The organism is Serratia sp. FGI94 (assembly GCF_000330865.1).
In the GTDB taxonomy this organism is placed as follows: Bacteria; Pseudomonadota; Gammaproteobacteria; order Enterobacterales; family Enterobacteriaceae; genus Serratia_B; species Serratia_B rubidaea.
On sequence record NC_020064.1, the window covers coordinates 421,324 to 436,716 of the forward strand.

Below are 15,393 nucleotides of genomic sequence, written 5' to 3' on the forward strand. Positions count from 1 at the left end.
GCCGGGGTTTTTTTTCGCCCGTCATCTGCGGCGCGGCCGTATAATCGGCCACCGCCAGGCCGCCGTATCAGACGGCCCGGCCCTTTTGCCCGCCCGGCAGTGAATCAGCAACAGACAGTAAGGTGAAATCTTCATGCAATTAACCGTGCGCGATATGACTTTTGATCTCTCCCATCCTCGGGTGATGGGCATCCTCAATGTGACTCCAGACTCGTTCTCCGACGGAGGTCGCCACAATTCGCTGAACGACGCTCTGTTGCATGCTCACGCGCTGATTTCCGCCGGCGCCACCATGATTGACGTTGGCGGCGAGTCAACCCGTCCCGGTGCGGCGGAGGTGAGCGAGGAAGAGGAGATCGAGCGGGTGGTGCCGGTGGTGGAGGCCATCGCCCGGCGTTTTGAGGTCTTTATTTCCGTCGACACCTCCAAACCAGGCGTGATCCGCGAGTCGGCCAGCGCCGGCGCGCATCTGATCAACGATGTGCGCTCGCTGCAGGAACCTGGCGCACTGGAGGCGGCGGTGGACAGCGGGCTGCCGGTATGCCTGATGCATATGCAGGGTGAGCCGCGCACCATGCAGCAGGCGCCGCATTATGACGATCTGATGGGGGAGGTGAACGCCTTTTTCCAGCAGCATATTGCACGCTGTACTGCGGCGGGCATAGCAAAACAGAAATTGTTGCTCGACCCGGGCTTCGGTTTCGGTAAGAATTTAGCGCATAATTATCAGCTTCTGGCCCGACTGTCGGAATTTCATCATTTCGGCCTGCCGCTGCTGGTCGGTATGTCGCGTAAATCGATGATTGGACAACTGCTGAACGTACCGCCGGAACAGCGGACGATCGGTAGCGTCGCCTGCGCGGTGATTGCCGCGATGCAGGGCGCGCAGATTGTCAGAGTGCATGATGTTAAAGAAACCGTCGAGGCGATGCGCGTCGTCGAGGCAACACTTTCAGCTAAGGGACAGTAGAGACATGAGCGAGCGTAAATATTTTGGTACCGACGGCATTCGTGGGAAGGTCGGCGACAGCCCGATTACTCCGGATTTTGTCCTTAAGCTCGGCTGGGCTGCGGGTAAAGTGCTGGCGCGCCATGGCTCACGCAAAATCATCATCGGCAAGGACACCCGCATTTCCGGCTATATGCTGGAGTCGGCGCTGGAGGCCGGCCTGGCCGCCGCAGGCCTGTCCGCGTCCTTCACCGGCCCGATGCCGACGCCGGCGGTTGCCTACCTGACGCGCACCTTCCGCGCCGAGGCCGGCATCGTGATTTCCGCGTCGCATAACCCGTATTACGACAACGGTATCAAGTTCTTCTCCATCGACGGCGCCAAACTGCCGGACCACGTGGAGGAGGCGATTGAAGCCGAGATGGAAAAGCCGCTGACCTGCGTAGAGTCGGCCGAGCTGGGCAAAGCCAGCCGCATTATCGACGCCGCAGGGCGCTACATCGAATTTTGCAAGGGCACCTTCCCCAGTGAACTGAGCCTGAAAGGCTTGAAGATCGTCGTTGACTGCGCCAACGGGGCGACCTACCACATCGCGCCGAGCGTGTTGCGCGAGCTGGGCGCCAACGTGATCGCCATCGGCTGCGAGCCGGACGGCATGAACATCAACGAGAAGTGCGGCGCGACCGACGTGCGTCAGCTGCAAGAGCGCGTACTGGCGGAAAAAGCCCACGTCGGCCTGGCGTTTGACGGCGACGGCGACCGGGTGATGATGGTGGATCACCTGGGCAATAAGGTGGACGGCGATCAGATCCTGTACATCATCGCGCGCGAAGGGCTGCGCCAGGGCCAGCTGCGCGGCGGTGCGGTCGGCACGCTGATGAGCAATATGGGATTGGAGCTGGCGCTGAAGCAGTTGGGCATTCCGTTTGCCCGCGCCAAAGTCGGCGACCGCTACGTGCTGGAAAAACTGCAGGAGCTGGGCTGGCGCATCGGCGCAGAGAACTCCGGCCATGTGATCCTGCTGGATAAAACCACCACCGGCGACGGCATTGTGGCCGGCCTGCAGGTGCTGACCGCCATGGTGCGCAACAGCATGAGCCTGCACGACCTGTGCAGCGGCATGCAGCTGCTGCCGCAGGTGCTGGTGAACGTGCGCTTTGCCGGCGAGCATAATCCGCTGGAGTCGGACGCCGTCGTCAGCGTCACCAAAAGCGTGGAGGCCGAACTGAACGGCCGCGGTCGCGTACTGCTGCGTAAATCCGGTACGGAACCGCTGATCCGCGTGATGGTGGAAGGCGAAGACGAAAAACAGGTGACCGAGCTGGCGAACCGCATCGCCGACGCGGTGAAATCTGCAGGTTAAAACAGGCGGTTAACGCCCAAACCGTGCGTTTGGGCGGGTAAATGGCCGCGGGTTGCTGTTTTTTTCCGCAATCGCGCCGGTGGCGGTAAATTGCCCTTGCGCGCTGTGACGCCTTTGGTTAGTATTCACACCCGCTCCAATAGGCGGTTTTACATAACGTCTGCGACTTCTGACTAGAAGCTTATGGGGCGAGAAGCATTTGGCACGCGGTGATGCCGCAAGGATACGGGTACGACTATGTACGAAGCTCTTCTGGTAATTTTCCTGCTGGTTTCGATCGGGCTTGTTGCTATGATCATGCTGCAGCAAGGTAAAGGCGCTGATATGGGAGCCTCATTCGGAGCAGGTGCATCTGGCACATTGTTCGGTTCGAGTGGTTCCGGTAACTTCATGACCCGCATGACGGCCGTGCTGGCGACGCTGTTCTTCGTCATCAGCCTGATTCTGGGCAACCTGAGCAGCAACCAGAGCAAAAAAGGCAGCGAGTGGGAAAACCTCGGTCAGCCGGTGAAAACCGAGCAGACTACCGCGCCGGCGGCACCAGCCAAGCCGAGCAGCGATATCCCGCAGTAAGCAGCAAAAAAGTTTTAAACGGTGGTTGGTGTCAGGCATCAACGGCCGTAGCAGTAAAAGAATCAGTACCGAGGTGGTGGAATTGGTAGACACGCTACCTTGAGGTGGTAGTGCCCTAACGGGCTTGTGGGTTCGAGTCCCATCCTCGGTACCAAATCCCAGAGATAACTTGCAATTTTGCGATTATCAGCGTAGTATTTGCCACGATTTCGGACGCGGGGTGGAGCAGCCTGGTAGCTCGTCGGGCTCATAACCCGAAGGTCGTCGGTTCAAATCCGGCCCCCGCAACCACTTTCCTTTGAAGTGTTTATTTTCAAATACACTATTTCGATTGAATCCGCTTTTCTCGAACAACATTTGAAAATGACACTTGTCAGAAAGTTGTACCGAAGCCGCAGCGCGGCAAACAGGGTCCAGTTGCATAAAGCCCCGATTTTTCGGGGTTTTTTGTTATTTGGCAACAGAATCACTGGGCTATTTAGCCCTTTTTTTATGTCTTGGGGGTGGGCTTGTCCACGTTAGAGCAAAAATTAACAGAGATGCTGTCGGCACCGGTAGAGGCGTTGGGCTTTGAGCTTGTAGGCATCGAATTTATTCGTGCGCGCCAATCTACGCTCCGCATCTATATTGATAGTGATGACGGCATCAATGTTGATGATTGTGCTGATGTCAGCCACCAGGTCAGCGCGGTGCTGGACGTTGAAGATCCGATCACCGTCGCTTACAACTTGGAAGTCTCCTCTCCTGGCCTTGATCGCCCGATGTTCACCGCAGAACACTACACGCGTTTCCTCGGTGAAGAAGTCAGTATGGTGCTGCGCATGGCGGTACAGAACCGTCGCAAATGGCAGGGCATCATCAAGTCCGTCGATGGCGAAATGATCACGGTTACTGTGGATGGGAAAGATGAAGTGTTCGCGCTGAGCAATATTCAGAAAGCGAATCTGGTACCCCACTTTTAAAGTTTGGATGAGGCAACTAGGATGAATAAAGAGATTCTGGCTGTTGTTGAAGCAGTTTCCAATGAGAAATCCCTTCCGCGTGAGAAGATTTTTGAAGCGTTGGAAACCGCATTAGCCACCGCAACCAAGAAAAAATACGAGCAGGAAATCGACGTTCGCGTTAGCATCGATCGCAGAACCGGCGACTTCGACACCTTCCGCCGTTGGGTTGCCGTAGACGAAGTGACCCAGCCAACGCGTGAAATCACGCTGGAAGCCGCGCAGTTTGAAGACCCGAGCATCGAGCTGGGCGGTTTTATCGAAGATCAGATCGAATCCGTGACCTTCGACCGCATCACCACCCAAACCGCGAAGCAGGTTATCGTCCAGAAGGTGCGTGAAGCCGAGCGTGCGATGGTGGTCGACGCATTCCGCGGTCACGAAGGCGAAATCATCACCGGCGTGGTGAAAAAAGTAAACCGCGACAACATCTCCCTGGATATCAAAGCCTCTGACGGCAGCGGCACCAGTGCGGAAGCCGTGATCCTGCGTGAGGACATGCTGCCGCGTGAGAACTTCCGTCCGGGCGACCGCATCCGCGGCGTACTGTATGCGGTGCGTCCTGAAGCGCGCGGCGCGCAGCTGTTCGTCAGCCGTTCCCGTCCGGAAATGTTGATTGAGCTGTTCCGCATCGAAGTGCCGGAAATCGGCGAAGAAGTGCTCGAAATTAAAGCGGCAGCCCGCGATCCGGGTTCCCGTGCGAAAATTGCCGTGAAAACCAACGACAAGCGTATCGACCCGGTCGGCGCCTGCGTGGGGATGCGCGGGGCTCGCGTTCAGGCCGTATCGAGCGAACTGGGCGGCGAGCGTATTGATATTGTGCTGTGGGACGACAATCCTGCGCAGTTCGTGATCAACGCCATGGCGCCGGCAGACGTCGCCTCTATCGTGGTGGACGAAGACAAGCACACTATGGATATTGCCGTTGAAGCCAGCAATCTGGCACAGGCGATCGGCCGTAACGGCCAAAACGTGCGTTTGGCTTCTCAGCTCAGCGGCTGGGAACTGAACGTGATGACGGCGGACGATCTGCAGGCCAAACACCAGGCCGAGGCTCATGCCGCCATTGATACCTTCACCAAGTATCTTGATATCGACGAAGAGTTCGCCACCGTACTGGTCGAAGAAGGCTTCTCAACGCTTGAAGAGTTGGCGTATGTGCCAATCAATGAGCTGCTGGAAATCGACGGTCTGGATGAAGATACGGTTGAAGCGTTGCGCGATCGCGCCAAAGCTGCATTGACCACGCTGGCACTGGCTCAGGAAGAAAGCCTGGGTGACCAGAAGCCTGCTGAAGACCTGCTCAGCCTGCCAGGGCTTGAGCGCAGCATGGCCTTTAAACTGGCCGCGCGTGGGGTTTGTACGCTGGAAGATCTTGCCGAGCAGGGTGTTGACGATCTGGCTGATATTGAAGGGCTTGACGATGAGCAAGCCGGCGAGCTGATCATGGCCGCCCGTAATATCTGTTGGTTTGGCGACAACGCGTAATAACTGTAGCAGGAAGGAACAGCATGACGACAGATGTAACCGTAAAATCGCTGGCAGCAGAGATTCAGACTCCGGTTGATCGCCTGGTACAGCAGTTTGCTGATGCAGGGATCAACAAGTCTGAAACCGACTCTGTTACCCAGCAAGAGAAAGAAACCTTACTGGCGCACCTGAACCGTGAGCACGGCAGCGCGCCGAGTAAACTGACGCTGCAGCGTAAAACGCGCAGCACCTTGAATATCCCGAGCACCGGCGGTAAGAGTAAATCGGTGCAAATTGAGGTCCGCAAGAAACGCACTTATGTAAATCGCGATACGCAAGAAGCTCAACAGGCGGAAGCGGCAGAGCAGGCACAGCGTGAAGCGGAAGAGCAGGCACGGCGCGAAGCGGAAGAGCTCGCCAAACGCGAAGCAGAAGCGAAGCGCGCAGCCGAAGAGCAAGCCAAACGTGAGGCCGCAGAAATTGCTAAGCGTGATGCAGCGGAAAAAGAAAAAGTGACCAATCAACAAACCGACGAAATGACCAAGCCAGCTCAGGCTGAAAAAGCGCGCCGCGAAGCCGAAGCCGCAGAACTGAAGCGTAAAGCCGAAGAAGAAGTGCGCCGCAAGGTGGAAGAAGAAGCCAAGCGCGTTGCTGAAGAAGCGCGCCGCATGGCGGAAGAAAACGGCGAGAAGTGGGCAGCCGCTGAAAAAACCTCCGAGTCTGAGACTGCAGACTACCACGTGACCACCTCCCAGCACGCGCGTGCCGCGGAAGATGAGAACGATGCCAAGGTTGAAGGCGATCGCCGCAGCCGCAGCCGCGGCGGCAAATCCGCCAAGCAGAAGAAAGGCAGCAAGCTGTCCGAATCCAAAGCGGATCGCGAAGAAGCGCGCGCCGTTACCCGTGGTGGTAAAGGCCGCCGTAAGCCAAGCACCCTGCAGCAGGGCTTCAACAAGCCGGCTCAGGTGGTTAACCGCGACGTGGTGATTGGCGAAACCATCACCGTGGCCGAACTGGCCAACAAAATGGCGGTGAAAGGCTCCCAGGTTATCAAAACCATGATGAAGCTGGGCGCGATGGCGACCATCAACCAGGTTATCGATCAGGAAACCGCACAGCTGGTTGCCGAAGAGATGGGCCACAAAGTTATCCTGCGTCGTGAGAACGAGCTGGAAGAAGCGCTGATGAGCGATCGCGACACCGGTGCAGCCGCTGCTGAACCGCGTGCGCCGGTCGTGACCATCATGGGCCACGTTGACCACGGTAAAACCTCTCTGCTGGACTATATCCGTTCCACCAAGGTGGCATCGGGCGAAGCGGGCGGCATTACCCAGCATATCGGTGCTTACCACGTTGAAACCGATAACGGCATGATCACCTTCCTGGATACCCCGGGCCACGCCGCGTTTACCTCCATGCGTGCCCGCGGTGCTCAGGCGACCGATATCGTGGTTCTGGTGGTGGCGGCGGACGACGGCGTAATGCCGCAGACCATCGAGGCTATCCAGCACGCGAAAGCGGCCAAGGTGCCACTGGTGGTGGCGGTCAACAAGATTGACAAGCCGGAAGCCGATCCTGAGCGCGTGAAGAACGAACTGTCCCAGTACGGCGTCATGCCGGAAGAGTGGGGCGGTGAAGCGCAGTTCGTCCACGTATCTGCGAAAGCAGGCACCGGCATCGATGAGCTGCTGGACGCTATCCTGCTGCAGGCTGAAGTTCTTGAACTGAAAGCGGTGCGCACCGGTATGGCGAGCGGCGTGGTCATCGAATCCTTCCTGGATAAAGGCCGCGGTCCGGTAGCGACCGTGCTGGTACAGGAAGGTACGCTGAACAAAGGCGATATCGTCCTGTGTGGCTTCGAATACGGCCGCGTGCGTGCGATGCGCGACGAGCTGGGTCGTGAAGTGACCTCAGCCGGCCCATCCATCCCGGTGGAAATTCTGGGTCTGTCCAGCGTTCCGGCGGCGGGTGATGAAGCGACCGTGGTGCGTGACGAGAAGAAAGCGCGTGAAGTGGCGCTGTATCGTCAGGGCAAATTCCGCGAAGTCAAACTGGCGCGTCAGCAGAAATCCAAACTGGAAAACATGTTCTCCAACATGACCGACGGTGAGGTTTCCGAGCTGAACATCGTGCTGAAGTCCGACGTACAGGGCTCTTGCGAAGCGATCAGCGATGCGTTGATGAAGCTGTCCACCGACGAAGTGAAGGTGAAGATTGTCGGCTCCGGCGTAGGTGGCATCACCGAAACCGACGCGACGCTGGCTGCGGCATCCAACGCCATCATCCTGGGCTTCAACGTGCGTGCCGACGCTTCTGCGCGCCGCGTGATCGAAGCAGAAAGCCTGGATCTGCGTTACTACTCCGTCATCTATAGCCTGATTGACGAAGTGAAGCAGGCGATGAGCGGCATGCTGGCACCTGAGTACAAACAGCAGATTATCGGCCTGGCCGAAGTGCGTGACGTGTTCAAATCACCGAAATTTGGCGCTATCGCCGGCTGTATGGTTACCGAAGGCAACATCAAGCGTCACAACCCAATCCGCGTCCTGCGCGACAACGTGGTTATCTATGAAGGCGAGCTGGAATCCCTGCGTCGCTTCAAAGATGACGTTAACGAAGTCCGTAACGGCATGGAATGTGGTATCGGCGTGAAGAACTACAACGACGTGCGCGTTGGCGACATGATCGAAGTCTTCGAAATCATCGAGATCCAGCGCACCATCGATTAACGGTTGCACATCTGCTTAATCTGTTCTGGGGGGCCTTTGTGCCCCCCGATTTGTCTGGAGAAAATAACATGGCAAAAGAATTCAGCCGCGGCCAGCGCGTCGCGCAAGAGATGCAGAAAGAGATTGCGATCATTCTGCAGCGTGAAATCAAAGATCCACGCGTAGGCATGGCGACCGTTTCCGGCGTTGAAATTTCCCGCGATCTGGCGTACGCCAAAGTTTACGTTACCTTCCTCAATGTGCTGACGGAAAACCACGATCCCGATCTGGTGAATAAGGGCGTTAAGGCGTTGCAGGACGCGTCCGGCTATATCCGCACGCTGCTGGGCAAGGCGATGCGCCTGCGTGTGGTGCCGGAGCTGACCTTCGCGTACGACAACTCGCTGGTTGAAGGCATGCGTATGTCCAACCTGGTGAGCAACGTGGTGAAAAATGATGCCGAGCGTCGCTCCGCATCAGGCGATGACGAGGAGGCTTAATGAGTCGCCCTCGTCGCCGCGGCCGCGATATCCACGGCGTACTGTTGCTGGACAAGCCGCAGGGCCTGTCCTCCAACGACGCGCTGCAAAAAGTAAAGCGTTGCTATAACGCCAACCGTGCGGGCCATACCGGCGCGCTCGACCCGCTGGCGACCGGCATGCTGCCGATCTGCCTGGGGGAAGCCACCAAGTTTTCCCAGTTCCTGCTGGATTCCGACAAGCGCTATCGGGTGATTGCCCGCCTGGGGCAGCGTACCGACACCTCGGACGCGGACGGTCAGATCGTGCAGGAACGCCCGGTGAATATCACCCAACAGCAGCTTGATGCGGCGCTGGAGACCTTCCGCGGTGATATCCAGCAGGTGCCGTCGATGTACTCCGCGCTGAAGTATCAGGGTAAAAAACTGTACGAATATGCGCGCCAGGGCATTGAAGTGCCGCGCGAAGCGCGCAGCATTACGGTCTACGAGCTGAAGTTTATCCGCTGGGAAGGCGATGAGCTGGAGCTGGAAGTTCACTGCTCCAAAGGCACCTATATCCGCACCATTACCGACGACCTAGGCGAACTGCTGGGCTGCGGCGCGCACGTGATTTATCTGCGCCGTCTGCAGGTGGCGAAGTACCCGATCGAACGGATGGTGACGCTGGAGCAGCTGAACGCGCTGCTGGAACAGGCGCAGGCCGAAGGCGTAGCGCCGGGCGAGCTGCTCGATCCGCTGCTGATGCCGATGGACAGCCCGTGCGCCGACTTCCCGGAAGTGAACCTGCTGCCGGCGGTGGCCGGTTACGTCAAGCAGGGCCAGCCGGTGCAGGCCGCCGGCGCGCCGGATTCCGGCATGGTGCGCATCACCGAAGGCGACGCGCATAAGTTTATCGGCGTCGGCGAGATTGCCGACGACGGTCGTGTGGCGCCTAAGCGTCTGGTTGTCGAGCATTTCGACTGATCGGCGAAAAACGCCTCATCTTGCGATCGTTCTGCGCTAAGAGTAGAATGACGCAGCTTGGGCCATGACTCTCGCTTGAGGGGCATGGCCCAATTATCGGGCTGCTGAATTAGAGATCGGCGCCTGCATTTTTTATCTATAATTTGGAGTATTACAATGTCTCTAAGTGTTGAAGCTAAAGCTAAAATCGTAGCTGATTTCGGTCGTGGTACTAACGACAGCGGTTCTACCGAAGTTCAGGTTGCCCTGCTGACCGCGCAGATTAACCATCTGCAAGGCCACTTCTCCGAGCACAAAAAAGATCACCACAGCCGTCGTGGTCTGCTGCGTATGGTTTCTCAGCGTCGTAAGCTGCTGGACTACCTGAAGCGTAAAGATGTAGCACGTTACACCAGCCTGATCGAGCGTCTGGGCCTGCGTCGCTAATCGAACCAGTTTCAGTGGAAAGGGGCCTATTTTGGCCCCTTTCTTCTAGGAAGCATAAGTAAATCAGGTTAATGTACTAACGAGGATCTTCCGTTACAGAGGTTCGCGCGGCTAATGAGAGACTTTATTCCGCCAGGTGAATAAGGGTTGTCATTAGTCGCGAGGATGTAGTGAGAAGGTCAGTGATTCACTGGCGCGCCGAGCCGTCGAGGTGATTGCGCGCCACATCTAAGGATAAAATTTTGCTGACACCGACTATTCGCAAATTCCAGTATGGCCAGCATACCGTCACCATTGAGACCGGTATGATGGCGCGTCAGGCGACGGCCGCCGTCATGGTAAGCATGGACGACACCGCCGTATTCGTTACCGTCGTGGGCCAGAAAAAAGCCAAACCAGGCCAGAGCTTCTTCCCGCTGACCGTTAACTATCAGGAGCGTACCTACGCCGCCGGTCGTATCCCGGGCAGCTTCTTCCGTCGTGAAGGCCGTCCGAGCGAAGGCGAAACCCTGACCTCCCGTCTGATTGACCGTCCAATCCGCCCACTGTTCCCGGACCACTTCCTGAACGAAGTGCAGGTGATCGCGACCGTGGTTTCCGTTAACCCGCAGGTTAACCCAGATATCGTGGCGATGATCGGCGCCTCCGCCGCGCTGAGCCTGTCCGGCATTCCGTTCAACGGCCCAATCGGCGCGGCGCGCGTGGGTTATGTCAATGACCAGTACGTGCTGAACCCGACCGTTGACGAGCTGAAAGAGAGCCGTCTGGACCTGGTGGTTGCCGGTACCGCCGGCGCAGTGCTGATGGTTGAGTCTGAAGCCGAAGTGCTGAGCGAAGACCAGATGCTGGGCGCCGTGGTGTTCGGCCACGAGCAGCAGCAGGTGGTTATCGACAACATCAACTCACTGGTTGCCGAAGTGGGCAAACCTAAGTGGGACTGGCAGCCGACTCCGGTTAACGAAGCGCTGCAGGCGCGCGTGGCCGAGCTGGCGCAGAGCCGTCTGGGCGATGCTTACCAGATCACTGAGAAGCAGGATCGTTACGCACAGGTTGACGCCATCAAAGAAGACGTCACCGCCGCGCTGCTGGAGCAGGACGAGACGCTGGACGCAGCAGATATCCAGGACGCGCTGAGCGATCTGGAGAAAAACGTGGTGCGTAGCCGCGTACTGCGTGGCGAGCCGCGTATCGACGGCCGTGAAAAAGACATGATCCGTGGTCTGGACGTGCGCACCGGCGTACTGCCGCGTACCCACGGCTCCGCGCTGTTCACCCGTGGCGAAACGCAGGCGCTGGTTACCGCTACCCTGGGCACCGCACGCGACGCGCAGAACCTGGACGAGCTGATGGGCGAAAAGACCGACAGCTTCCTGTTCCACTACAACTTCCCTCCGTACTCCGTGGGCGAAACCGGCATGGTCGGTTCACCGAAGCGTCGTGAAATTGGTCACGGTCGCCTGGCGAAACGTGGCGTATTGGCTATGATGCCTAAACCGGAAGATTTCCCGTACACCGTTCGCGTGGTGTCCGAGATCACTGAATCCAACGGTTCTTCTTCCATGGCTTCCGTCTGTGGCGCCTCTCTGGCGCTGATGGACGCAGGCGTGCCGATCAAGGCAGCGGTTGCGGGCATCGCCATGGGTCTGGTAAAAGAAGACGACAACTTTGTGGTACTGTCAGACATTCTGGGTGACGAAGACCACCTGGGCGACATGGACTTCAAAGTGGCCGGTAGCCGTGACGGTATCACCGCGCTGCAGATGGATATTAAAATTGAAGGCATCACCCGCGAAATCATGCAGGTGGCTCTGAACCAGGCCAAGGGTGCGCGTCTGCACATTCTGGGCGTGATGGAACAGGCGATCAGCACGCCGCGCGGCGATATCTCTCAGTTCGCACCGCGTATCCATACCATGAAGATCAATCCGGACAAGATTAAGGATGTGATCGGTAAAGGCGGCTCCGTGATCCGTGCGCTGACCGAAGAGACTGGCACTACCATTGAAATCGAAGATGATGGTACAGTGAAAATCGCAGCGACCGACGGTGAGAAAGCGAAATACGCCATTCGTCGTATTGAAGAGATCACCGCAGAGATCGAAGTTGGCCGTATCTACCAGGGTAAAGTGACCCGTATCGTTGACTTCGGCGCCTTCGTGGCCATCGGCGGCGGTAAAGAAGGTCTGGTACACATTTCTCAGATCGCTGACAAGCGCGTTGAGAAAGTGACCGACTATCTGCAGATGGGCCAGGAAGTGCCGGTTAAGGTGCTGGAAGTTGATCGCCAGGGCCGTGTGCGCCTGAGCATCAAGGAAGCCACTGCCTCTGAAGAGGCGGCTCCTGCTGCGCCTGAAGCAGAATAACTGTAACACAGCTTTGACAGTTCCCCGCCGCAGGGCGGGGGCTGTCCGTATACGCGCGGGTAGGATATCCGCGTTTTAGCAAGCGGAGGACAGGACGTTATCCAATGTTTGTCTGCGGGAGTGGGAAATGAAGCTTTTCTTACGCTGGTGTTACGTTGCGACAGCGCTCATGCTGGCAGGATGCAGCAACAATGATTGGCGTAAAGACGAAGTTTTGGCGATCCCGTTGCAGCCAACGCTGCAGCAGGAAGTGATCCTGGCGCGCATGGAACAAATTCTTGCCAGCCGGGCACTGACGGACGATGAACGCGCACAGCTTTTATATGAGCGCGGTGTGCTGTATGATAGCCTCGGGCTACGTGCACTGGCGCGCAATGATTTTTCACAAGCGCTGGCGATACGTCCTGATATGCCGGAAGTTTTCAACTACCTGGGCATTTACTTAACGCAGGCAGGCAATTTTGATGCTGCCTATGAAGCGTTTGATTCTGTACTAGAGCTTGATCCAACTTACAATTACGCGCGTTTAAACCGGGGCATCGCACTGTACTATGGCGGCCGCTTCCCGTTGGCGCAGGATGATCTGCAGGCGTTTTATCAAGACGACCCAAACGATCCCTTCCGTTCGTTATGGCTGTACCTGGTGGAAAGAGAAATCGATCCCAAGATGGCCGTCAGCGCGCTCCAGCAGCGTTATGACAAAGCGGACAGAGGGCAATGGGGATGGAATATTGTCGAATTCTACCTGGGCGATATCAGCGAAAACACGCTGATGGAACGCCTCAAGGCAGATGCAACGGATAACACTTCGCTCGCTGAGCATCTCAGTGAAACTGACTTCTATTTGGGTAAACACTACCTGAGTCTGGGGGACAAGAACTCCGCTTCGGCGTTGTTCAAACTGACGGTCGCTAACAACGTTCATAACTTTGTTGAGCACCGCTATGCATTGTTGGAATTGGCGCTTTTGGGCCAAGAACAAGACGACCTATCGGAATCGGACCAGCAATAGCTGACGAACACTTATATCAGCCGGATAGACCATGGCGTTTTGCCATCGCTATCGCCTTAACGGGTGAGGGCTTTTTTGTTCGTTTTATAATCTAATTTGAGCCGGTTCACACTTTTCAATGAAAATGACTGAAAATTTTCGCGATGAGTTATGTAGACTGGCAGCCATTATTAATGAGGCACGTGTACATGACTGTTGAGCTTGAAACCTCTTTTGCTGACCTGGGGCTGTCTGCTCCGATCATTTCTGCTCTGAACGACCTGGGCTATGTTAAGCCATCACCTATTCAGGCTGAGTGTATTCCTCACCTGTTGAACGGCCGCGATGTGCTGGGTATGGCACAAACCGGCAGCGGCAAGACTGCGGCGTTCTCGCTGCCGCTGCTGCACAATATCGACGCTTCCCTGAAGGCGCCACAAATCCTGGTGTTGGCGCCAACCCGCGAACTGGCGGTGCAGGTTGCTGAAGCGATGACCGATTTCTCCAAACACATGAACGGCGTAAACGTTGTGGCCCTGTACGGCGGCCAGCGTTACGACGTACAGCTGCGCGCCCTGCGTCAAGGCCCGCAAATCGTGGTGGGTACGCCAGGCCGTCTGCTGGATCACCTGAAACGCGGCACCCTGAACCTCTCCAACCTGAGCGGTCTGGTACTGGATGAAGCCGACGAAATGCTGCGTATGGGCTTTATCGAAGACGTTGAAACCATCATGGCGGAAATCCCGGCTGAACATCAGACCGCGCTGTTCTCCGCCACCATGCCGGAAGCGATTCGCCGCATCACCCGCCGCTTTATGAAAGAGCCGCAGGAAGTGCGCATTCAGTCCAGCATCAACACCCGTCCGGACATCAGCCAGAGCTACTGGACAGCGTACGGCATGCGTAAAAACGAAGCGCTGGTGCGTTTCCTGGAAGCGGAAGACTTTGATGCGGCGATTATCTTCGTGCGCACCAAAAACGCCACGCTGGAAGTGGCGGAAGCGCTGGAGCGTAACGGCTACAGCAGCGCCGCGCTGAACGGCGACATGAACCAGGCGCTGCGTGAGCAGACCCTGGAGCGCCTGAAAGACGGCCGCCTGGACATCCTGATCGCCACCGACGTGGCGGCGCGTGGTCTGGACGTTGAGCGTATCAGCCTGGTGGTTAACTACGACATCCCGATGGACGCAGAATCTTACGTTCACCGTATCGGTCGTACCGGCCGCGCCGGCCGTGCCGGTCGCGCGCTGCTGTTCGTGGAAAACCGCGAACGCCGCCTGCTGCGCAACATCGAGCGCACCATGAAGCTGACCATTCCGGAAGTAGAACTGCCGAACGCAGAACTGCTGGGCAAACGCCGTCTGGAAAAATTCGCCGCTAAAGTTCAGCAGCAGCTGGAAAGCAGCGATCTGGATATGTACCGTGCACTGCTGGCTAAACTGCAGCCGGAAGAAGAGCTGGACATGGAAACGCTGGCCGCCGCGCTGCTGAAAATGGCGCAGGGCGAACGTCCGCTGATCCTGCCGCCGGATCCGGTCTTCAAGCCGCGTAAACCACGTGAGTTCAACGATCGTGACGACCGCCGCGGCGACCGTCGTGACGGCGACCGTCCGCGTCGTGAACGTCGTGACGTTGGTGAAATGCAGCTGTACCGCATTGAAGTGGGCCGTGATGACGGCGTGGAAGTGCGTCATATCGTGGGCGCTATCGCCAACGAAGGCGACATCAGCAGCCGTTACATCGGTAATATCAAGCTGTTTGGCTCCCACTCCACCATCGAGCTGCCAAAAGGCATGCCGGGCGAGATCCTGAATCACTTCACTCGCACCCGCATTCTGAACAAGCCGATGAACATGCAGCTGCTGGGCGATGCACAGCCGCACGAGCGCCGCGAACGTCGCGACGGCGGCAACCGTCGTCCGTTCAACGGTGAGCGCCGTGAAGGCGGCCCACGTCGTTCTTTCGGTGAACGTCGTGAAGGCGGCAACGCAGCCGGCAACGGCGAGCGTCGTGGCGGCAACGCCAGCCGCGAGCGCGCACCACGTCGTCGTTTCGGCGATGCATAAGTAAGGATTAGCCAATCCATGACCAAACCAGCCTGCGGG

12 protein-coding genes and 2 tRNA genes are annotated in these 15,393 nt (G+C 57.5%); all 14 read left to right on the top strand.

Going from position 1 to position 15,393, the window contains the following annotated elements; all coding sequences use genetic code 11:
• The first annotated feature begins 133 nt into the window (after positions 1-133).
• The 14 genes from folP (at position 134) to D781_RS01925 (ending at position 15,354) form a co-directional block, all read left to right on the top strand.
• Positions 134-970 carry a dihydropteroate synthase gene (gene folP / locus D781_RS01860; RefSeq protein WP_015670609.1) on the top strand — a complete coding sequence of 279 codons (837 nt, stop codon included), beginning with the start codon at positions 134-136 and terminating at the stop codon, positions 968-970.
• Positions 971-974: 4 nt separating this feature from the next.
• A complete protein-coding gene (gene glmM / locus D781_RS01865; protein WP_015670610.1) occupies positions 975-2,312 on the top strand; it encodes a phosphoglucosamine mutase in 1,338 nt (445 codons plus the stop codon).
• Positions 2,313-2,549: 237 nt separating this feature from the next.
• Positions 2,550-2,885: a preprotein translocase subunit SecG gene (secG, locus tag D781_RS01870; protein ID WP_015670611.1), complete on the top strand. Its 336-nt coding sequence runs from the start codon at positions 2,550-2,552 to the stop codon at positions 2,883-2,885.
• Positions 2,886-2,952: 67 nt separating this feature from the next.
• Positions 2,953-3,039, top strand: a tRNA-Leu gene (locus tag D781_RS01875).
• Between the two features lie 60 nt (positions 3,040-3,099).
• Positions 3,100-3,176, top strand: a tRNA-Met gene (locus D781_RS01880).
• A 218-nt stretch (positions 3,177-3,394) separates the two neighbouring features.
• The gene (gene rimP, locus D781_RS01885) at positions 3,395-3,847 is read left to right on the top strand and encodes a ribosome maturation factor RimP (protein ID WP_071823866.1); all 453 of its coding nucleotides are present in this window, start codon (positions 3,395-3,397) and stop codon (positions 3,845-3,847) included.
• Between the two features lie 21 nt (positions 3,848-3,868).
• Entirely contained in the window at positions 3,869-5,374 is a 1,506-nt protein-coding gene (nusA, locus tag D781_RS01890) for a transcription termination factor NusA (protein ID WP_015670613.1), read from the top strand.
• Between the two features lie 23 nt (positions 5,375-5,397).
• On the top strand, positions 5,398-8,085 hold the full coding sequence (gene infB, locus D781_RS01895; protein WP_015670614.1) for a translation initiation factor IF-2: 2,688 nt from the start codon (positions 5,398-5,400) through the stop codon (positions 8,083-8,085).
• Positions 8,086-8,153: 68 nt separating this feature from the next.
• Positions 8,154-8,564 (top strand): 30S ribosome-binding factor RbfA, encoded by a 411-nt coding sequence (rbfA, locus tag D781_RS01900; RefSeq protein ID WP_015670615.1) that lies wholly within the window; start codon positions 8,154-8,156, stop codon positions 8,562-8,564.
• Positions 8,564-9,508, top strand: coding sequence for a tRNA pseudouridine(55) synthase TruB (gene truB, locus D781_RS01905; protein WP_015670616.1), 945 nt, complete (start codon positions 8,564-8,566; stop codon positions 9,506-9,508). Before rbfA ends, truB begins: the two co-directional genes overlap by 1 nt.
• Before the next feature lie 156 nt (positions 9,509-9,664).
• Positions 9,665-9,934, top strand: coding sequence for a 30S ribosomal protein S15 (rpsO, locus tag D781_RS01910; protein ID WP_010279698.1), 270 nt, complete (start codon positions 9,665-9,667; stop codon positions 9,932-9,934).
• 242 nt (positions 9,935-10,176) lie between these two features.
• Positions 10,177-12,297 carry a polyribonucleotide nucleotidyltransferase gene (gene pnp, locus D781_RS01915; RefSeq protein ID WP_015670617.1) on the top strand — a complete coding sequence of 707 codons (2,121 nt, stop codon included), beginning with the start codon at positions 10,177-10,179 and terminating at the stop codon, positions 12,295-12,297.
• Positions 12,298-12,424: 127 nt separating this feature from the next.
• Complete coding sequence (nlpI, locus tag D781_RS01920; RefSeq protein ID WP_015670618.1) at positions 12,425-13,309, top strand: lipoprotein NlpI; 885 nt, start codon at positions 12,425-12,427, stop codon at positions 13,307-13,309.
• A 188-nt stretch (positions 13,310-13,497) separates the two neighbouring features.
• On the top strand, positions 13,498-15,354 hold the full coding sequence (locus D781_RS01925) for a DEAD/DEAH family ATP-dependent RNA helicase (RefSeq protein WP_015670619.1): 1,857 nt from the start codon (positions 13,498-13,500) through the stop codon (positions 15,352-15,354).
• Positions 15,355-15,393: the final 39 nt, after the last annotated feature.

Coding starts and splice junctions, on each gene's coding strand:
- rpsO (WP_010279698.1), top strand. CDS start 9,665: ATGTCTCTAAGTGTTGAAGCTAAAGCTAAAATCGTAGCTGATTTCGGT.
- infB (WP_015670614.1), top strand. CDS start 5,398: ATGACGACAGATGTAACCGTAAAATCGCTGGCAGCAGAGATTCAGACT.
- D781_RS01925 (WP_015670619.1), top strand. CDS start 13,498: ATGACTGTTGAGCTTGAAACCTCTTTTGCTGACCTGGGGCTGTCTGCT.
- nusA (WP_015670613.1), top strand. CDS start 3,869: ATGAATAAAGAGATTCTGGCTGTTGTTGAAGCAGTTTCCAATGAGAAA.
- folP (WP_015670609.1), top strand. CDS start 134: ATGCAATTAACCGTGCGCGATATGACTTTTGATCTCTCCCATCCTCGG.
- truB (WP_015670616.1), top strand. CDS start 8,564: ATGAGTCGCCCTCGTCGCCGCGGCCGCGATATCCACGGCGTACTGTTG.
- glmM (WP_015670610.1), top strand. CDS start 975: ATGAGCGAGCGTAAATATTTTGGTACCGACGGCATTCGTGGGAAGGTC.
- nlpI (WP_015670618.1), top strand. CDS start 12,425: ATGAAGCTTTTCTTACGCTGGTGTTACGTTGCGACAGCGCTCATGCTG.
- secG (WP_015670611.1), top strand. CDS start 2,550: ATGTACGAAGCTCTTCTGGTAATTTTCCTGCTGGTTTCGATCGGGCTT.
- rbfA (WP_015670615.1), top strand. CDS start 8,154: ATGGCAAAAGAATTCAGCCGCGGCCAGCGCGTCGCGCAAGAGATGCAG.